This window comes from Agromyces capsici, assembly GCF_058349965.1.
In genome coordinates this window covers 1,411,888-1,429,032 of the sequence record NZ_JBYRET010000001.1, presented here as the reverse complement: position 1 = coordinate 1,429,032, position 17,145 = coordinate 1,411,888, and the positions used below count along the sequence as shown (strand labels likewise).

The window sequence follows — 17,145 nt, the reverse complement described above, 5'->3', positions numbered from 1 at the left end:
CGATCAGGATGACGCACGTGGCGCTCTACACGACCGCTGACGGGAGCGAGGTCGCGGTCCAGGTCTCCGACGCCGACACCGGCGGCGTCACCTTCCGTGGGGGCGGCGGCGGCGCCCTCGTGGAGCGTACGCAGCAGAACCTGGACGAGGTGCTCGCGCACGCTCGGCCGGCGGTCGCCTCGCTCCTGCGTCAGCTGCGCGACGTGGAGGATGCGCCCGACGAGCTGGAGGTCGAGTTCGGCATCCAGGTCAGCCTCGAGGTGGGGGCGTTCATCGCCACGGCCGATTCGTCGGCGAACTTCCGCGTGACGATGCGGTGGTCGCGCGACCGCCATCCCGGTCGCGACGGCGAGCGAGACGACTGATCGCGTCAGGTGCCGCGGTCGGGCTTGCCGTTCGGCCCGTAGATGATGATGGCCGCGACCGGGATGATGAGGAACCACATCCACGACCAGACCCATCCGCCCGCGAAGCCGGTCCAGAAGAACAGGCCGAGCGCGATGAACGGCGTGAGCGCCATGATCGTGTCGCCGACGCGGCCGCCGAGCGCTCGCGACCGACGGGCCGGCTGGGCGGGCGGGTACGGGTACGGATCGGCGGACGGCGGCGGCAGCGTGCCGGGCCCGGCGAGCAGCGTCGGGCCGCATGTCGCGGCCGGCGCCGCATCGGGCAGGTCGGCGAACAGCGGCGCGAGGTCGCCGCGTGTCACCGCGATGCGCGCCGACGCGGCGCGCTGCTCGTACTCGGCGGGCGTGAGGCGCCCGGCGATCTGCGCCTCGGAGAGGCGCGTCACGGCCTCCTCGCGTTCCAAGGTGCTGAGGCGCTCGTCGGGCCGGTCGGGATTCGCGTAGCCGCTCATGCGTCCAGCGTGTCGCAGTCGCGGCGTCGCGGGAAGTGACGAACGGCCCACCGTGCTCGTGTGGTCAGACCACATCTGCTACTGTGGTCTGACCACAGCGGCGCGACGGAGGGAACGGCATGGGCGACGAGGCATCCACCCGTTCGATCGAGCCGCGCGCGTGGCAGGCCGTGCTCGAGCACATCGAGCGCCGGCTGCTCGACGGCGAACTCGCCCCCGGCGATCGGCTCCCCGGTGAGCGCCAGCTCGCGGCCGAGCTCGGCGTGGGCCGCTCGAGCGTGCGCGAGGCGCTCCGCGTGCTCGAGGTGCTCGGGCTCGTCCGCACGCACACCGGCTCGGGTCCGACCGCCGGCGCGATCATCATCGCCACGCCCGGCGGCGGCATGAGCGCGCTCATGCGCCTGCAGGTCGCCGCGACCGGGTTCCCCGTCGACGACATCGTCGCGACCCGGCTCGTGCTCGAGGCGCACGTCGCGGGCGACCTCGCCGAGGCATCCGGCGACAGCGACGGCTCGGCCCCCGACCTCGCGGCGGCCGAGCGCCTGCTCGACGCGATGGACGACCCCGGCCTCGACCCGGCCGAGTTCCTCGCGCTCGACGCCGCCTTCCACCTCGCCCTCGCCGAGGCATCCGGCAACCAGGTCGTGACCGCGACGATGGCCGGGCTCCGCAGCGGCATCGAGGGGTACGCGCTCGCCGGCCACGGCCGCATCGCCGACTGGCCCGCGACCGCCGCACGCCTGCGCGGCGAGCACCGCGGCGTCGTCGCCGCGATCAGGGCGGCGGATGGCACGGCCGCCCGCACCCGCATCCACGACCACATCTCGGGCTACTACGCCGAGATCTCCCCCGAACCCGTCCGCTCCCCCGACCGCAGCACCCCCGCCGCGCCGAGCACCTCCTAGGAAGAGAGCCCACCATGGTCCAGCGCCAGTTCCCGAACCCGCGCGAGCTCGCCGAGCTCATGCGGTTCAAGACGCCGACGCTCAACCCCACCGACCGCCGTCTCGAGAAGGCGCTCACGATCGCCGACCTGCGCGACATCGCCAAGCGCCGTACGCCCAAGGCGCCGTTCGACTACACCGAGGGCGCCGCCGAGGGCGAGCTGTCGCTCACGCGGGCGCGGCAGGCGTTCCAGGACGTCGAGTTCCACCCGTCGATCCTGCGCAACGTGCCGGTCGTCGACACGAGCCGCGAGGTGCTCGGCGGCGCGAGCGCGCTGCCCTTCGGCATCGCGCCGACCGGCTTCACGCGCCTCATGCAGACCGAGGGCGAGGAGGCCGGGGCGGGGGCGGCCGGCGCCGCGGGCATCCCGTTCACCCTCTCGACGCTCGGCACGACCTCGATCGAGGGCGTGAAGGCGGCGAACCCGAACGGCCGCAACTGGTTCCAGCTCTACGTGATGAAGGACCGCGAGATCTCGTACGAGCTCGCGCGTCGCGCCGCCGTCGCCGGCTTCGACACGCTGTTCTTCACGGTCGACACACCCGTCGCCGGGGCGCGCCTGCGCGACAAGCGCAACGGCTTCTCGATCCCGCCGCAGCTCACCCCGGGCACGATCATCAACGCGCTCCCGCGCCCGGCCTGGTGGATCAACTTCCTCACGACCCCGAAGCTCGAGTTCGCCTCGCTCTCCTCGACCGGCGGCACCGTCGGCGAGCTGCTCGACTCCGCGATGGACCCGACGATCTCGTTCGCCGACCTCGACGTGATCCGCGAGATCTGGCCCGGCAAGATCGTCGTCAAGGGCGTGCAGACCGTCGAAGATGCCAGGCTCCTCGCCGACACGGGCGTCGACGGCGTCGTGCTCTCGAACCACGGGGGCCGCCAGCTCGACCGCGCGCCCATCCCCTTCCACCTCCTCCCCCACGTCGTCCGCGAGGTCGGCAACGACCTGGAGGTGCACCTCGACACGGGCATCATGAACGGCGCCGACATCGTGGCATCCGTCGCCCTCGGCGCCCGGTTCACGCTCATCGGCCGCGCGTACCTGTACGGCCTCATGGCCGGCGGGCGTCGCGGCGTCGACCGCACGATCGCGATCCTCCGCGGTGAGATCGAGCGCACCATGAAGCTCCTCGAGGTCGCGAGCCTCGACGAGCTCTCGCCGAAGCACGTCACGCAGCTCGCGCGCCTGCAGCCGATCGCCCGACCGGTCGCGGATGCCGCGGAGGCCGCCGCGTCGCGCCTGCCGGTGCAGCTGTGACCGCGCCGGCGCCACGGTTCGCCCTCGGGTCGTACACGCCCGACGGCCGCCCGGCTCCCGGCCTGCACCTCGCGGAGCGGTCGGCGTCGGGCGACTGGCGGATCGTCGCGTCGGCCGTCACGTCGAACCCGTCGTTCGTCGCGCGCTCGGGCGACCTGCTGTTCGCGGTGCTCGAGGGCGCGTCGGGCTCGGTGGCGAGCTTCCGGGTCGAGGGCCCGGGCGGGCCGGATGGCGCGGCCGACGCGCTCGTGCCCGTCGACGTCGTCGAGCACGGCGAGGCCGACCCGTGCCACGTCGCCGTCGATGCCGCGGCCGGCGTGCTGCTGGTGGCGAACTACACGGGCGGCTCGGTCACCGCCGTGCCGTTCGCCGCAACGGGCGCGCTCGGGCGTCCGGTCACGCTCGCGCTGCCGCCGGGCACCGGCCCGGTCGCCGACCGGCAGGAGGCGCCGCACGCGCACCAGGTCGTGCCGACCCCGTGGGGCACGTATCTCGTGAGCGACCTCGGCGGCGACGCGATCCACGAACTCGTGGTCGAGCGGTCGACGGATGCCGCGGCGCCGGCGCTGCGCATCGCCCGCACGATCGACGTCGCCCCGGGCACCGGCCCCCGACACATGCTCGTCCGGAACGGACTGCTGCACGTCATCGGCGAGCTCGACGGGCGCCTGCACACGTTCGAGGTCGACGCGGCGGCATTCCGCGCTGCCGGCACCGAGCCGGCCGTCGTGCACGCCTCGAGCGGCGCCGCCGATGTCGTGCAGCCGTCGCACCTCGACGTGAGCCCGTCGGGCCGCCTGTTCACGGCGCTCATCCGCGGCCGCGACGCGGTGAGCGTGTTCGACGCGACCCTTCGAGAGCCGCAGTCCGGAACGGATGCCGCGCACCCGCACCTCGCGTCGGAGCACCCGATCGGCGCGGCGTGGCCGCGCCACCACGCGCACCTCGACGACCGCACGGTCGTGGTCGCCGCGCAGGAGGGGAACGCCCTCGTCGAGGTCGACCTCGTCACGGGCACGACCCGCCGCGTGCTCGAGCTCACCGCGCCGACCTGCGTGCTGCCGCTCGAGTGAGTCGACGCGGCAGCCCCGCGTATCGCGGCACCCGTTCGGCGTAGAGCGCGTACTCCTCCCCGAACTCCAGCCGGAGTCCGCGTTCCTCGACGACCGCCGCGCCGAGGTGTTCGAGCAGGATGGCCGCGGGCAGCGTGGCCAGCACCCAGGCCGATCCGCGCAGCAGGCCGACGCCGAAGTGGATGAGCCACCATCCGAGGTACATCGGGTGGCGGCTGAACGCGTACGGCCCGGTGGCGACGATCGATTCCGGCTGCTCGAGCTGGAACTCGCCCGTGGTCCGACGACGACGTTCGGCGAGCGCCCACACGTTCAGTGCGCAGCCTGCGGCGAGCGCGGCGGCGCCCGCGATCCGGTGGACCGCCCGGCTGCCGGGAAGGGGCGCAGGGCGAAGGCGCTCGAGCACGAGCACCAGGAGCGCGCCGACCGCCGACCCCGCCGGCAACGGGAGGTTCTCGTAGACCGCCAAGGCTCGCCGTGCGAGGTTCGGCATCATGCCGTCCGTCCGATCCCGTCGCGATGAGGGTCTCGGCGAGCCGAGACGTCCCGATACCGCACGAACCACACGAGCATCAGCGCCGACGCGACGAGGTAGAACCCGTGGAGGAACCAGATGGGTCCCGCCGGCAGGCTGAACACGTACAGCGAATGGACGAGGTTGCCCGCGTTGGTGATCGCGAGATTTCCGAGGCTGTACGACGAGAGGTCCTTCGTGCGCGCGGCCTTCACCAGCATGGGCAGGTAGCTCATGGCGAAGAGGCCGGTCGACATGACGCCGGCGAACACTGCGACGTCCATGCTCAGAACCTACGGGTCACGGTGGGTGACGGCATCGGGAGAAGTGCCCATTTCAGCGGGCACCCACCCGGGGGACGCCTCCGGGTGGACCATGAGACCCGACTCCGTCATCCGCTCCGCGAGGTACCGCGCGTCGCGCCCGACGCCGACCAGCGTCGCCGAGCCGAGGGCGTACAGGAACTCGAGCCCGATGAAGTAGAGACCGGGGACGGCTTCCACGACGCCGCGCCGGTGTCGCGGCTCGCCGTCGTCGTCGAATGCCGGGAGGTCGATCCATGAGAAGTCGTTCCGGTACCCGGTGCACCAGACGACGCTCGATGCATCGACCACGGTGCCGTCGGCGAGCACGGGCCGCCCGTTGTCGGAGATCCCCGCAACGCGCGGGACGATCCGGACGCCCGCCGCGACGAGGTCGGCGACCTTGGTGCGGATGAGCGGCGCGGTTCCGATGCGTTCCGCGGCCGCCCGCCCGAGCGGATTCCCCCGCGTGAGCACGCGCGCACCCACGAACCCCAACAGCGGGAAGAAGAATCGCGCCGTCGTGCGGGTCGGCCGGACGGGAGCCTCGGCGCTCGGCCGTCCAGCCGCCCACGTCGGGTGTGCCGCGGCGACGTCGCGGGCGACCTCTGCGCCGGAGTTGCCCAGTCCGACCACGAGCACCGGGCCCGGCGGCAGCTCGGTCGGGTTCCGGTACGCGCTCGAGTGCAGTTGCACGATGTCGGCGGCCAGCCTCCCGGCGAATCCCGGCACCCTGGGCGCCTGGCATCCGCCGGTGGCCACGACGACCTCACGCGCCTCCCAGCGGAGGTCGCCGGCGGACAGGCCGAACCGGTCGCCCTCGCGCCACACGCGATCCACTCGTACTCCGGTGCGCACGGGCAGGTCGAGCGCGCGGGCGTACCCCTCCAGGTAATCGGCGACCTCATCCTTGGAGACGAAGGCGAGCGGGTCGCCGGGGAACGGCATCCCAGGGAGCCCGTTGATCCTCGCCGGCGTGAACAGCCGGAGCGAGTCCCATCGGAGCCGCCACGCGTCGCCGACCCGGGCGCCCGCGTCGAGGATCACGAGATCGCGGCCCTGATGCGCAAGTTCGGCGCCGATCGCGAGCCCGGCCTGACCACCGCCGATCACGACGGTGTCGACGAGCTCCGGGGCGTGTTCGGACATCTCGCACCTCCTGACCGACCCCGAGCGGGGTCCATGCCCGGAGGGTCGCATCGAGAGGTCACGTCCGCATCGGAAGAAATCCCCAATCAGGACACGAGCCCGTGCTCGTAGGCGTACGCCGTCGCCCCGGCTCTCGACGAGACGCCGAGCTTCGCGAACACACTGGCGAGATGGTGCGCCACCGTCTTCTCGCTGAGGTACAGCTCGCCCGCGATGACGCGGTTCGACTTGCCGGCCGCGACGAGGCGGACGACGTCGAGCTCGCGTGGGGTCAGCGGCCCGGATGCCTCCTTCCCCACCGCCTGCGCGAGCGCGTCCACGAGCGCGACATCCGGTGCGGCGCCGAGTTCCGTGAACGCCGCTCGCGCCGCATCCAGCTCCATGGCCGCCGTCTCGTGGTCTCCGAGCGCGCGACAGGCGCGGGCCACGAGGACGCGGCATCGCGCGGCCTCGTACGGCACGTCGAGCTCCTGCCAGAGAACCCAGGCTCCGCGCAATCGCTCCCGCGCGGCCCGGGCATTCCCCTCCTCGAGCAGGACCGCGCCCTCGCAGCGCTCGACGATCGCGCGGAGCATGGGCACCGCGCCATCCGGCGTCGCCGCGACCAGCTCGCCGAGCGCTCGACGGGCCGCGACCGCGTCGTGCGCGGCCAGCTCGATCTCGATCAGCGCGGGCACCAGCGTCGGGCGGGCGAACGGGTCGGCCTCGTCCACGGCCGCGCGGATGAGCGACTGCGCGAGTCGCGGCTTGCCCTGTCCGAGCCGCAGGAGGGCCAGGCCGGGTTGGGCGGGGTACCCGGTTTCGAATGCGTGACGGTACGCCTCCTCGGCCGCGGCGACGTCGCCGCGGAGCCGATGCACCTCGCCCTGCTGGTACCAGGCTCCCCAGAACGCGTCCCGATCGCCGCGCCGCGCGCGCTCGAGCGCCACCCGTGCCGCGTCGAGCGCCTCGTGCCACGCGCCGTGCAGGCGGTAGAGCTCCGCGCGATGCGTCTGGCACTGGCCGCTGAACGCGACCAGCTCCGGCTGGGCGCCGCACCAGTGATCGAGCGCGAGGGTCCATTCGCGGGCCCGGTCGACGTCGTACACGAGGTGGCAGAGGTGGATCACCGCGCAGTACGCGATCCCGGCCGGCACGGGTGAGACCTCACCCGCCGTGACCGCGACCATCACCTCGTCGAGCAGGGCGAACCCCGCAGCGACCTCGCCGAGCCCGACCCGGATCTGGCCCAGGCCGAGCCGCGCCAGCGCCAGGGTGTCGCGGTCGCCGTGGCGCTCGCCGATCACGAGCGCCTCCTCGAACCCCTGCGCCGCAGCCGTGAACTCACCGCCGAACATGGCTCCGACAGCCCGGGTGGCCAGCACGAGACCGCCGACCGATTCGGCGCCGTCCGATGCGGCGAGCCGGCCGGCACGCGCAAGCCATCCGCCGCTCCTGGCCGTCTCGCCCTGATCGAGCAGCTCGAGCCCGATCCATGCGGCGGCTCGCGCGGCCCCCGCGGTGTCGCCCGCCGCGAGGAGCGCCTCGTGCGCTCGCGTCGCGATGTCGAGTGCGTCCTCGCGCCCGAGGAGCTCGGCCGCCGTTGCGAGGCGGGCGAGATCCTCGCCGACGAGGCCGACGGTCGCGTCGGCCTCCGACAGTGCGGCAAACGCGTCGGCCCAGCGCTGCTCGGCGAATGCGTCGAGCCCGCGTTCCAGCACCGCAGAGGAGGTCATCTCGCCTTCCGCGGCGGGCGCACCACGTGCTCCGACAGCGCGGGGAGCGCCCGTCAGACACCCTTCACGCTACGCCCGCCGTCACCGAGCGACAAGGCGCGGATGCGTCGAGCGCGCCGCCTCGGCTCACTCCGCGTCGATCAGCTCGAGCAGCTTCTTCGCGGCGTCGCGGATGTCGTCGTGGTCGTACTGGCCGGCGCGGCTCTCGAGCGAGATCACCGCGCAGCGGTGGACCTTCCGGAAGTCGCCGTACGGGAACGAGTAGGCGCCCTTCGTCTCCTCGTTCTCATCGTCGTCGATGCCGAGGTGCCAGTGCCGGAACTCGGTCCAGCCCTCCTGCTCGACGAACGCGTTCTCGTCGTCGGCACTCGGCGCATGCTCGCTCCAGTCGTCGCGTTCGTCGCGCACCACCTTGCCGTCGCGCACGAGCGAACGCGCGTGCCGGAGCGCCGTCTCGTTCAGGCGGATCGCCATCTCAGGCGCCCTTCGCCCTCATGCGGCGCGCGCGGTCCTTCGCGGTCTTGCGGGCGCGCTCCTGGTCGGTCGGCGTCGAGATCGACGCGAACACCGTGCGGATCCCGCTGAACAGGGCCATCTTCGACGGCTGCTTCACCTGGGCCCGCTGCTGCTTGATGGTCTTCGAGCGACTGCCCTTCTTCGGCGACCCGCTCGACGACGCCCTGCCGCCGGCGGTGCCGTAGCGCACGGACACGCGCTCGAGCCGGGCCGAGGAACGCCGTGCCGCGCGCTTGGCCCACGCCGGGCTGCGCGAGGCATCCTTCTTCACCCGGTCGATGCGCTGGGCCTCCGCCTTCGCGGCGGCGCCCACGCGGCTCTTCGCCGGCTCTGGCAACGACGACGCGAGCTTGCGCGTCTCCTTGCCGGCACGTTCGGCTTCCTTCACGGCGCGCTTCGCGGCGCGGCGTGCGTCTCGATCGGTCTCGGTCTTCGCCATTCGCGATCCTCCTGCTTCGTCGCGACCGGGCGGATGCCGCCACCCGGCGTCCCTCGCGAGGCTACGCCGCGCGGCATCGGGCCCCAACCCCCTTGACCGCGGCGCGGCCGACCGCAAGCACCGGCCGCGATCGAACCCCCACTCGCCTGGCGATGCGACCGGCACGTCCTCGGCAGCCCACCGCCTGGCGAGCTTGCCCAGTGCGGCCCGGTCGAGTTCGCATTCGTAGTAGACGCCGAGGTCGACATCCGAGTCCGGGCGGTGCGTGGTGCGCGCACGGCTGCCCCCCATGTGCGGTCCTTTCAATGCCTCGTCGTTGAGGGATGCGAAAACAGTACGTCGCTCGGTTTTGAATTGCAAGCGTCATTCGGTTTTTTGGAGACGGCCACCTAGGATCGGTGACATGGCACGCAGGGGTTCCTATGCGAAGGGCGTCGCGAAGCGCGAAGAGATCCTGACGGCAGCGCTCGACGTGGTCGCCCGCAACGGCTACGGACGGGCTTCCGTGCGCGAGCTGGCCGACGCCGTCGGGCTGAGCCAGGCGGGGCTGCTGCACTACTTCTCCTCGAAGGAGGAGCTCTTCGCCGAGGTGCTCCGCAAGCGCGACGAGGTCGACAGTGCCGCATTCGACGGGGTCGAGCGCGGCGACCTCACGTTGACCGAGGGCTTCGTGCGCACCATCCGGCACAACGCGGATGTCCCGGGGCTCGTGCAGCTCTACGCGCGACTCTCGACGGAGGCGACCGACCCGGCCCACCCGGCACGCCCCTTCTTCGATGAGCGGTACCGGATGTTCCGCCGCATGGCGGCCGAGGCGATCCGCGAGCGGCAGGATGCCGGCGAGCTCCGCCCCGAGATCGATGCCGACCAGGCGGCGACGCTGCTGCTCGCCGTGGCCGACGGGCTGCAAACCCAGTGGCTCATGGACCCGTCGGTCGACATGGCGGAGCACGTCGAGGCGTTCTTCGCGTTGCTCGAACGGGGGGCGCCGCAGGGCGGGCCCGAGGCCGGGGCCGAGGCCGCGGGCGCGACTGCCGACGCGATCGACGGCGCGGGAGCGACGGCGTGATGGCCGCGGGCGCGTCCCCCGCGCACCTCGCGGACCGCGCGCACGTCGAGGTCGCGACGCCGTCGGGGCGCGTGCGCGGAGCGTGGCGCGGTTCGCCCGGGGCTCCGGGAGCGTCGGCGGCGTTCCTCGGCATCCCGTTCGCCGAGGCGCCCGTCGGTGCGCGCCGGTTCGCGGCGCCCGAGCCCGTGGCGCGGTGGGCGGGCGTGCGCGACGCGCTCGCGTTCGGCGCGACCGCGCAGCGCGGCGACCCCGGCGTGACCCTCATCCCCGAGCCATCCGTGCCGGGGGAATCAACGCTCAACGTCAACGTGTTCACGCCGTCGCCAGAGCCGGCGTCGCCGGGTGCCGGCCTGCCCGTGCTCGTGTGGATCCACGGCGGGGGATTCGTGGCCGGCTCGCCGGCGAGCCCGTGGTACGACGGCCGCGCCTTCAACCGCGACGGCATCGTGACCGTGACGATCTCGTACCGGCTCGGCTTCGACGGCTTCGGCTGGATCGCCGACGCACCCGCGAACCGCGGCGTGCTCGACTGGTTGTGCGCCCTCGAATGGGTGCGTTCGCACATCGCGTCGTTCGGCGGCGATCCCGGGCGCGTGACGATCGCGGGCCAGTCTGCGGGCGGCGGCGCGGTGCTCACGCTGCTTGGGATGCCACGGGCGCAGGGGCTGTTCCACCGGGTATGGGCGGTGTCCCCGGCGACGGCGGATGTGCCGCTCACCCGGGCCGAGACAGTCGGGCGACGGCTGGCCGCGCTCGGCGGGGTGGAGCCGACCCGCGCCGGCCTGGGTTCGCTGCCCGAATCGCGCCTGCTCGCGTTGCAGGAGCAGGCTGCCTCGACCGGCGAGGGGAATCCGGGCGGTCAGCTGCTATCGATGGTCGACGACGGGCTGCCGTGGGGCCCGGTCGTCGACGGTTCGCTCGTTCCCCGGCCGACCCGCGCATCGTTCGGCGTCGGTGTCGGCGCCGACGTGCCACTCGTGCTCGGTGCGACCGACGACGAGTTCGCGATGGCGTTCCAGGACGCGGCGCCCGGGCTCCGGGACGTCCCCGCGAGCGTTGCGCTCGACCGCATGGGGTTCGCCGGACCGGCGCGGCGCGACTGGCTGCACGCCAACGACGAGGTCCGGCGGCGCGGTACCGCGGCCGTGCTCGGACGGTACGTCAGCGACCGCATCTTCCGGGCGCCGATCGTGGCGGCGATCGCGGCGCGGGCCGAGGGCTCGGCGGGCGGCACTACCTCCGGCGCAGCGGATGGCACTGGCACCGGCGCAGCGGATGGCGCTGCCTCGACGAACACGTGGGCGTACCGGTTCTCGTGGCGTTCGCCGGTGTTCGACGCCGCCGTCCACTGCCTCGATGTGCCGTTCCTCTTCGACTGCCTCGCCGATGAGCACGTCGCGCGCATCGCCGGCCCCACGCCGCCGCAGTCGCTGGCCGACGCGGTGCACGGCGTCGCGGTCGGGTTCGTGCGCGGCGTGTCGCCGGCGTGGCCGGCGGCGACGGGGGCTCGCGCCACGGCGCAGGTCTTCGACGAGCCGGTCTCGGCCCTCGACGACGCGTTCGCCTCGGCCCGGCCACTGGTCGCCGCGGCGGCCGGGTAGCGACTCGTCCTCCACAGGCTCGCCTGGCTGGAAAGATATTCACAGCCTGATCAGCGATTTCTGCCGGTACGAATGTCAGTGGGTGCCGACAGGATGAACCCATGACCGGCACCCGAGACGCGCTCGAGCAGCTCCGCTCGAGCCTGCTCGGGGTACCGTCCACCGGCACGGCGCGGGCACTCGCCGACGACGAGTTGCTCCTCACCCTCGGCGCCATCGAGGCGCTCGGCCGGGTCGTCGACGGGCACCGTGCCGTGCTCGCCGGTGAGCTCGCCGAGCGCTCCCGCTCCGAACTCGGCGACGCGCGGTTGTCGACCCGCAAGGGGTGCCGGTCCGCGACCGAACTGCTCGAACGCCTGACCCAGGTCACCGCTGCCGAGGCTCGCCGCCGCATCCTGCTCGGCGCCGCGACCCGACACCGCGACGGACTGACCGGAGAGATGCTCGAGCCGGCGTTCCCTGCCGTGGCGACCGCGCTGGCCGCGGGCGAACTCGGTGCCGATGCCGCCGGGGTGATCGTCCGCGAACTCGACCGGGCCCGCCCGGTCGCCGACCCCACAGGGCTCGCCGCCGCCGAACTCGCCCTGGTCGCCGAAGCGACCGGCAACGGCGATGGCGCTCCGGTCCGGTGCGCCGCCGATGAGCTCAGGGTGCAGGCACAGGCGTGGGCCGCCTTCCTCGACCAAGACGGGTCCGAACCCGACGAGCGCGCCATGCGCCGACGCGGCTTCCGCCTCGGCCGTTCGCGCGACGGCCTCATCCCGGTCACGGGCGAACTCATGCCCGAGATCGCCGCGAAGCTGACCCGACTCTTCGACGCGCATCTCGCGCCCCGGTCCGGCGGCGGGTTCATGAGCCGGGAAGAGCGCGCTCGCCCTGAGGCGCATGCCGAGACCCGCACGGCCGATCAGCAGCGCCACGACGTCCTCGCTGCGATCATCGACACCGCGGCGCGTTCCGGCGAGCACCCCTCGATCGGAGGCGCCGCGCCGACCGTCATCGTCAGCGTCCGAGCATCCGACCTGAGCGCCGGCACCGGCATCGCGCACGCCGACGGTATCGACGCGCCCATCTCGCTGCGCGCCGCCGCCCACATGCTCTGCACCGGCGGCAGCCAGACCGTCACCTTCGACGACGCGGGGCGGATCCTCGCCATGGGCGTGCCCGATCGATGCTTCACCGCGCACCAGCGACGTGCGATCACCCTCCGCGACGGCGGCTGCATCATCCCCGGCTGCACCATCCGCGCCGCGTGGACCGAGATCCACCACGTGGTCCCCGATCGCGACGGCGGACCCACCCACCCCGACAACGGCGTCCTGCTCTGCTGGTTCCATCACCGCACCATCGATACCTCCGGCTGGGGCATCCGGATGATCCGAGGCGTCCCGCACGTCCGTCCACCCGCTTGGCTCGACCCCGGCGGCGAATGGCGGCCCAGCACGAAGTCACCGACCCGACTCGCCGACCGACACGAACAGCGCGAACGAGATCCCCGCGTCGCCGGAACCGCCGCGTGAGAAGCCAGGAGCACGCGCGCACAGACGCATGCGGCGCGCGTCGACGCCACGAGGCAACGGAAGGACGCACCCGCACGCCGAAGCGCCGAGACGGGGCACGCGTCAGTGCAAAGGTGGGCGATCGCGTGCGGGGCCGGCACGCGCCTCGACGCCGTGTCGAAGCGCGCGGCCCGCGGGCGCCGCCGCAGCGACTTCCGAGTGACGCGGCGGGTTCGTACGATGACGCCATGGACATCCCGTCGCTGTGGAACCTGGATGGACGCGTCGCGATCGTGAGCGGCGCGGGGAGCCCCGCCGGCATCGGATTCGCCGCCGCGCGTGCGCTCGGCGAGCTCGGCGCAGGCATCGTGCTCACCGCGACGACCGAGCGCGTGCATGAGCGCGCCGAGGAGCTGCGCCGCGCGGGCATCAGCGCGACCGCGGTGATCGCACGGCTCGACCTCGAGGAGCAGGTCGACGTGCTGGCCGCTGAGCTCGCGGCGAACGGCATCCGCCCCACGATCGTCGTGAACAACGCCGGCATGATCGCGACCGGCGACCCCGAGATGCTGCACGGCGACGGCACCATGTCGCTGGCCGACTGGAATGCGGGCCTCGCGATGAACCTCACGACCGCGTTCCTCCTCACCCGCGCGATGCTGCCCGGCATGCGCGAGATCGGCTGGGGCCGGGTGATCTGCGTGTCGAGCGTCTCGGGCCCGCTCATGGCCTCCAAGGGCGACGTCGGCTACGCGACGGCGAAGGCGGGCATGCTCGGGTACGTGCGTGCGCTCGCGGTCGACGAAGCCCTGTCGGGCATCACGGCGAACGCCGTCGCACCGGGGTGGATCGCGACGGCCAGCCAGCTGTCGAGCGAAGCAGAGGAGGGCCTGCTGGTCCCGGCGGCGCGAAGCGGCCGACCCGACGAGGTCGCCTCGGCGATCGCGTGGCTCGCGAGTCCGGGTGCGTCCTACGTCACCGGTCAGCTGATCGCGGTCGACGGCGGCAACTCGGTCGCCGAGGAGCGCCGCTGACCCGGTGAACCGGATGGCTCGCTCAGTCGGCCAGCCTCGGCGAACCAGGTCAGACGATCGTCTCGTGCCCCGGCGGCCACACGTACGGCAGGTCGGATGGCACGTCGGCCGCGATGCCGGCGTAGAACTCGGGGTCCTTCCGCAGCAGGTTCGACCGGTGCGAACGGTGGAACTCCTCGTCGCCGAACCACGGCGGCAGCTCGAAGTCGCGGGCTCGGAACGCCGCCCCGTCGTGGCGGTCGGCGTCGAGTTCGACGAGGGTCTTCGCGCGGCACGTGTCGGCGTGACCTCGGCGCTCCCACTCGTCGCAGACCGCGTCCTGGTACGCCATGAGGGCCGGACGGAACCCGCGCCACATGCGCGTGACCGGGTGGTGGCGCCATCCGTAGTCGGGAACAGTGAGCGCCCGCATCACCTGGAGCGTCTCGACGCGTTGCTTGCCCAGCCGCACGGTGTCGAGCGCGCCGGCGCTTCGGTCGAAGTCGGGGAAGGGCAGGAACGTCTGCATCGGCTGTCGCTCCCCTCCCGCGCGAGCCCGCGTGAGCTCACGATAGGCGCGCGGACTGGGAGACGCCTACGGATCGGCGGTCCCCCTGGTGCACGGCGGGTGCATCCGCCACGGCCGGCGCATCCGTCGGTACCCCGGCCGCGCCCACGAAGCGCGCGGTGTCCGACACGGCGGCCGTGAGCAGCGCGACGAGTCGCTCGTCGGCGTCCGCGACGCAGGCCCGCGCGATCCCGTCGACGGCCCCGGTCACGATGTCCCGGCACTGCCGGGTGGTCATGCTCGGACGGCGCACCGAACCGACCTCCTCGATGAACCGCGCCGCCCACTCGTCGGCAGCGGGCGCGGTGCGGAGGGCGGACGCCGACGCCTCGCGCAGCTCCTCGATGAGCGCACCCTCGTGGCGCGCGAGGATCTCGCCGGCGACGTGGAGCGCGACGGCCTGCGAGCGCTGGCGCTCCTCGGCGGCGATGGGCAGGGCGGCGCTCGCGGCCCGCGCGGCGAGCAGCACGTCGAGCAGGGGGTCGTCGCTCGTCAGGCCGATCACCGACGGGATGAGCGGTGTGAGCCGGGCCCGGGCGGTGTCGCCCGTGCGGTCGTTGACCATCCGGGCGAGGTGCGCGAGGGTGGCGTGGGTGCAGGCGGGATGGTCGCTCCATCGTTCGCCCGCGAGGTACGAGGCGAACTCCATGAAACAGGCCCCGCGCCGTGGCGAGCGGTGCTTGCCCGGCGAGAGGATCGGCATGCCATCGGGGTGAACGATCGTGTCGCGCATGAGACCTCCATCGCTCCTCCCACTGTGCGCCCGTCGCGGCCGGGATTCAAGAGGCGATTGCCGGATGTCACGCAGGCGAGCGCCAGAGGCCCCCGGGTGTCGGGACCCGCGGTCGGCGCCTACCCGACCGGCGAGATCCGTCGCGCGCGGATCGCGACGTACTGCCGCGCGGGCAGCTCGACGCGCACGGCGCCGGTGTGGGGGCCGCCGGGAACGGGCGACACCGTCATCTCCCACGTGTCGATCACGTCGAGCTCCCACTCCCCCTCGGGCAGCACGACGTTGCGGAAGCTCGGCCGGTTGAACCCGAAGTAGGCGATCAGGTACGAGCCGGCGACGCCGCCCCACGGCACGTCCCAGTCCGACGGCAGCGGATCGAGCACACCACCGGGCGCCTCGCCGACGATGCGGTCGAGGAAGCCGAGCCGGGCGGGGCTGGTGCCGACGAGCTCCCCGCCCTTGGACCACCACAGTTCCTCGCGGTCGTTGAGGTACGTCTCGCCGTGGGCGACGTAACCGCCGCGCACCGCGCCCTCCCAGGCGCGCCGCACGAGCTCCTCGCCCGTCAGGTTGCCCCAGCCCTGGTCGATGTCGCCCTCGTAGCCGACCTCGTCGATGACGACCGGCTTGCCGTACTCCGCGCGCCAGACGTCGGTGTTCTCGGCCGTGCGGTACACGTCGATGCGCTGCGCGCTCACGTGCGTGATCCACGGCCGGGCCTGGTCGTAGAACGCGTGGCAGTTGTGGATCGACCGGAGGTGCCCGTGCGGGTCCTCGTGCACGATGAGGCGCGCGATGCGCTCCCAGTCCTCGCCGGTGCGGCCCCAGACGAGGTCGTACTCGTTGGCGAGCGCCCACCACACGTTCGCGTGCGCCGCGAGCCGCCGCACCGCGTACCGGACGACCCGGTCGTCGACGGCGCCGCCCAGGTCGGCGAAGCCCCACCGGTCGTACGCGTGCGACAGGATCAGGTCGGCCTCGATGCCGAGCCGTGCGAGGTCGGCGATGCGTCCCTCGAGCTCGCGCCAGAACGCGACGTCGAAGCGCTCGACGTCGAAGCCCTCGGCGAGCGAGCCCGGGAAGGGGAAGCGCTCGGGCTCGTTCGTGTTGTACAGGTACGACTTCGGGAAGAGGCACATCCGGATCTTGTTGAACGGCGAGTCAGAGAGCGCGGCGAGCGTGCGCTCCTGCAGCTCGACCGGCTGGTGCGTCCATGCGTACGCGGTCGTGCCGACGGGCCGGTACCGCGTGCCGTCCGCGAACGCGAAGTGCACGCCGTCGACCCGCACGGGTCCGTGGGCACCGGATGCCGCGGGGCCGACCTCGAACGTGCCCGTGATGCCGTCGAGCGACCGCGCGGTCGAGGTGGTCTCGAACCGCCACTCACCCTCCGCCTCGGCGAGCACGCGGATCAGGTACGCGCCGTCGCCGTCGTAGAACCCGCCGATCCGGAACGTCCGCTCGCCGTTCGACACGTCGGCGCCGAGCTCGACGTCGACGAACGGGTTGCCGTGCGACGGCCCGTCGAGCCGCAGTTCGACCACGCCCCAGCGGGGCACGGGTGCGGTCGGCACCGTGAGCCGTGCCGAGCCGCGCGGCACGTCGTCGCCCTCGTACGCCGGGTCGGGTTCGATCGCGGGTGCGTGATCGCGCCCGCCGCCCGCGCCGTCCTGGATCTCGGCGAGCCTCGCCCAGAACGCATCCTGTGCGACGGCGTCCTCGCGCAGCGTCGGCGAGATCGCGACGAGCTGGCCCAGTCGGGCGTCGCGGAACTGCGCGGCCATGGGCGAGGCGGCGATGCCGGGCAGGAACGTCTCGAGCACGGCCCGGGCCGCGGAGTCGTCGAGCGCGTGGCCGAAGGTCGAGGAGCGGTCGAACATCAGGTGGAT

18 protein-coding genes and 1 pseudogene are annotated in these 17,145 nt (G+C 73.0%); 8 read left to right on the top strand and 11 right to left on the bottom strand.

The window, feature by feature from the left end:
* The first annotated feature begins 8 nt into the window (after positions 1–8).
* Positions 9–365 carry a CU044_2847 family protein gene (locus AC3RKB_RS06865; RefSeq protein WP_491435319.1) on the top strand — a complete coding sequence of 119 codons (357 nt, stop codon included), beginning with the start codon at positions 9–11 and terminating at the stop codon, positions 363–365.
* 5 nt (positions 366–370) lie between these two features.
* On the opposite strand, the gene AC3RKB_RS06860 is transcribed toward AC3RKB_RS06865, so the two are convergent.
* A complete protein-coding gene (locus tag AC3RKB_RS06860) occupies positions 371–859 on the bottom strand; it encodes a DUF1707 SHOCT-like domain-containing protein (protein WP_491435317.1) in 489 nt (162 codons plus the stop codon).
* Between the two features lie 119 nt (positions 860–978).
* Here AC3RKB_RS06860 and AC3RKB_RS06855 point away from each other — a divergent pair, with 119 nt between their 5' ends.
* Genes AC3RKB_RS06855 through AC3RKB_RS06845 form a run of 3 tightly spaced genes read left to right on the top strand, consistent with a single transcriptional unit; the run spans position 979 to position 4,138 of the window.
* Entirely contained in the window at positions 979–1,764 is a 786-nt protein-coding gene (locus tag AC3RKB_RS06855) for a FadR/GntR family transcriptional regulator (RefSeq protein ID WP_491435315.1), read from the top strand.
* 14 nt (positions 1,765–1,778) lie between these two features.
* Positions 1,779–3,065, top strand: a complete 1,287-nt coding sequence (locus AC3RKB_RS06850; protein ID WP_491435314.1) for an alpha-hydroxy acid oxidase — start codon at positions 1,779–1,781, stop codon at positions 3,063–3,065.
* Positions 3,062–4,138 carry a lactonase family protein gene (locus AC3RKB_RS06845; RefSeq protein WP_491435312.1) on the top strand — a complete coding sequence of 359 codons (1,077 nt, stop codon included), beginning with the start codon at positions 3,062–3,064 and terminating at the stop codon, positions 4,136–4,138. The genes AC3RKB_RS06850 and AC3RKB_RS06845 overlap by 4 nt, the downstream gene beginning before the upstream one ends.
* Here the strand turns inward: AC3RKB_RS06845 and AC3RKB_RS06840 are convergent.
* From AC3RKB_RS06840 to AC3RKB_RS06810, 7 genes and pseudogenes are all read right to left on the bottom strand, one after another.
* The gene (locus tag AC3RKB_RS06840; protein ID WP_491435311.1) at positions 4,104–4,634 is read right to left on the bottom strand and encodes a methyltransferase family protein; all 531 of its coding nucleotides are present in this window, start codon (positions 4,632–4,634) and stop codon (positions 4,104–4,106) included. The two genes, AC3RKB_RS06845 and AC3RKB_RS06840, sit on opposite strands and share 35 nt — an antisense overlap.
* Positions 4,631–4,936, bottom strand: coding sequence for a hypothetical protein (locus AC3RKB_RS06835; RefSeq protein WP_491435309.1), 306 nt, complete (start codon positions 4,934–4,936; stop codon positions 4,631–4,633). Before AC3RKB_RS06835 ends, AC3RKB_RS06840 begins: the two co-directional genes overlap by 4 nt.
* Positions 4,937–4,945: 9 nt before the next feature.
* Positions 4,946–6,103 (bottom strand): flavin-containing monooxygenase, encoded by a 1,158-nt coding sequence (locus AC3RKB_RS06830; protein WP_491435307.1) that lies wholly within the window; start codon positions 6,101–6,103, stop codon positions 4,946–4,948.
* Positions 6,104–6,189: 86 nt separating this feature from the next.
* Positions 6,190–7,818, bottom strand: coding sequence for a LuxR C-terminal-related transcriptional regulator (locus AC3RKB_RS06825; protein ID WP_491435305.1), 1,629 nt, complete (start codon positions 7,816–7,818; stop codon positions 6,190–6,192).
* A 126-nt stretch (positions 7,819–7,944) separates the two neighbouring features.
* Positions 7,945–8,292 carry a hypothetical protein gene (locus AC3RKB_RS06820; protein ID WP_491435303.1) on the bottom strand — a complete coding sequence of 116 codons (348 nt, stop codon included), beginning with the start codon at positions 8,290–8,292 and terminating at the stop codon, positions 7,945–7,947.
* A gap of 1 nt (position 8,293) precedes the next feature.
* The gene (locus AC3RKB_RS06815; protein WP_491436839.1) at positions 8,294–8,773 is read right to left on the bottom strand and encodes a hypothetical protein; all 480 of its coding nucleotides are present in this window, start codon (positions 8,771–8,773) and stop codon (positions 8,294–8,296) included.
* A gap of 216 nt (positions 8,774–8,989) precedes the next feature.
* Positions 8,990–9,064 (bottom strand): annotated as a pseudogene (locus AC3RKB_RS06810) (nucleotidyltransferase domain-containing protein); the annotation flags it as partial.
* Positions 9,065–9,176: 112 nt separating this feature from the next.
* Here AC3RKB_RS06810 and AC3RKB_RS06805 point away from each other — a divergent pair.
* The 4 genes from AC3RKB_RS06805 (at position 9,177) to AC3RKB_RS06790 (ending at position 13,976) form a co-directional block, all read left to right on the top strand.
* Positions 9,177–9,842: a TetR/AcrR family transcriptional regulator gene (locus tag AC3RKB_RS06805; protein WP_491435301.1), complete on the top strand. Its 666-nt coding sequence runs from the start codon at positions 9,177–9,179 to the stop codon at positions 9,840–9,842.
* Entirely contained in the window at positions 9,842–11,443 is a 1,602-nt protein-coding gene (locus tag AC3RKB_RS06800) for a carboxylesterase/lipase family protein (RefSeq protein WP_491435299.1), read from the top strand. Before AC3RKB_RS06805 ends, AC3RKB_RS06800 begins: the two co-directional genes overlap by 1 nt.
* 101 nt (positions 11,444–11,544) lie before the next feature.
* A complete protein-coding gene (locus AC3RKB_RS06795) occupies positions 11,545–12,963 on the top strand; it encodes an HNH endonuclease signature motif containing protein (RefSeq protein ID WP_491435298.1) in 1,419 nt (472 codons plus the stop codon).
* 227 nt (positions 12,964–13,190) lie between these two features.
* On the top strand, positions 13,191–13,976 hold the full coding sequence (locus AC3RKB_RS06790; RefSeq protein ID WP_491435296.1) for an SDR family NAD(P)-dependent oxidoreductase: 786 nt from the start codon (positions 13,191–13,193) through the stop codon (positions 13,974–13,976).
* Between the two features lie 49 nt (positions 13,977–14,025).
* Here AC3RKB_RS06790 and AC3RKB_RS06785 read toward each other — a convergent pair whose 3' ends face one another.
* The 3 genes from AC3RKB_RS06785 to AC3RKB_RS06775 all read right to left on the bottom strand — a co-directional run bounded on the left by AC3RKB_RS06785 (position 14,026) and on the right by AC3RKB_RS06775 (position 17,136).
* Positions 14,026–14,484, bottom strand: coding sequence for an MSMEG_6728 family protein (locus AC3RKB_RS06785; protein ID WP_491435295.1), 459 nt, complete (start codon positions 14,482–14,484; stop codon positions 14,026–14,028).
* 37 nt (positions 14,485–14,521) lie between these two features.
* Entirely contained in the window at positions 14,522–15,256 is a 735-nt protein-coding gene (locus tag AC3RKB_RS06780) for a hypothetical protein (protein ID WP_491435294.1), read from the bottom strand.
* Between the two features lie 119 nt (positions 15,257–15,375).
* On the bottom strand, positions 15,376–17,136 hold the full coding sequence (locus AC3RKB_RS06775; RefSeq protein WP_491435293.1) for a DUF5605 domain-containing protein: 1,761 nt from the start codon (positions 17,134–17,136) through the stop codon (positions 15,376–15,378).
* Positions 17,137–17,145: the final 9 nt, after the last annotated feature.

Excerpts from the sequence above, each read along its gene's own strand:
- AC3RKB_RS06860 (WP_491435317.1), bottom strand. The coding sequence starts at position 859 with ATGAGCGGCTACGCGAATCCCGACCGGCCCGACGAGCGCCTCAGCACC.
- AC3RKB_RS06780 (WP_491435294.1), bottom strand. The coding sequence starts at position 15,256 with ATGCGCGACACGATCGTTCACCCCGATGGCATGCCGATCCTCTCGCCG.
- AC3RKB_RS06830 (WP_491435307.1), bottom strand. The coding sequence starts at position 6,103 with ATGTCCGAACACGCCCCGGAGCTCGTCGACACCGTCGTGATCGGCGGT.
- AC3RKB_RS06815 (WP_491436839.1), bottom strand. The coding sequence starts at position 8,773 with ATGGCGAAGACCGAGACCGATCGAGACGCACGCCGCGCCGCGAAGCGC.
- AC3RKB_RS06790 (WP_491435296.1), top strand. The coding sequence starts at position 13,191 with ATGGACATCCCGTCGCTGTGGAACCTGGATGGACGCGTCGCGATCGTG.
- AC3RKB_RS06805 (WP_491435301.1), top strand. The coding sequence starts at position 9,177 with ATGGCACGCAGGGGTTCCTATGCGAAGGGCGTCGCGAAGCGCGAAGAG.
- AC3RKB_RS06850 (WP_491435314.1), top strand. The coding sequence starts at position 1,779 with ATGGTCCAGCGCCAGTTCCCGAACCCGCGCGAGCTCGCCGAGCTCATG.
- AC3RKB_RS06840 (WP_491435311.1), bottom strand. The coding sequence starts at position 4,634 with ATGATGCCGAACCTCGCACGGCGAGCCTTGGCGGTCTACGAGAACCTC.
- AC3RKB_RS06835 (WP_491435309.1), bottom strand. The coding sequence starts at position 4,936 with ATGGACGTCGCAGTGTTCGCCGGCGTCATGTCGACCGGCCTCTTCGCC.
- AC3RKB_RS06865 (WP_491435319.1), top strand. The coding sequence starts at position 9 with ATGACGCACGTGGCGCTCTACACGACCGCTGACGGGAGCGAGGTCGCG.
- AC3RKB_RS06785 (WP_491435295.1), bottom strand. The coding sequence starts at position 14,484 with ATGCAGACGTTCCTGCCCTTCCCCGACTTCGACCGAAGCGCCGGCGCG.
- AC3RKB_RS06775 (WP_491435293.1), bottom strand. The coding sequence starts at position 17,136 with ATGTTCGACCGCTCCTCGACCTTCGGCCACGCGCTCGACGACTCCGCG.
- AC3RKB_RS06820 (WP_491435303.1), bottom strand. The coding sequence starts at position 8,292 with ATGGCGATCCGCCTGAACGAGACGGCGCTCCGGCACGCGCGTTCGCTC.
- AC3RKB_RS06825 (WP_491435305.1), bottom strand. The coding sequence starts at position 7,818 with ATGACCTCCTCTGCGGTGCTGGAACGCGGGCTCGACGCATTCGCCGAG.
- AC3RKB_RS06800 (WP_491435299.1), top strand. The coding sequence starts at position 9,842 with ATGGCCGCGGGCGCGTCCCCCGCGCACCTCGCGGACCGCGCGCACGTC.
- AC3RKB_RS06855 (WP_491435315.1), top strand. The coding sequence starts at position 979 with ATGGGCGACGAGGCATCCACCCGTTCGATCGAGCCGCGCGCGTGGCAG.
- AC3RKB_RS06795 (WP_491435298.1), top strand. The coding sequence starts at position 11,545 with ATGACCGGCACCCGAGACGCGCTCGAGCAGCTCCGCTCGAGCCTGCTC.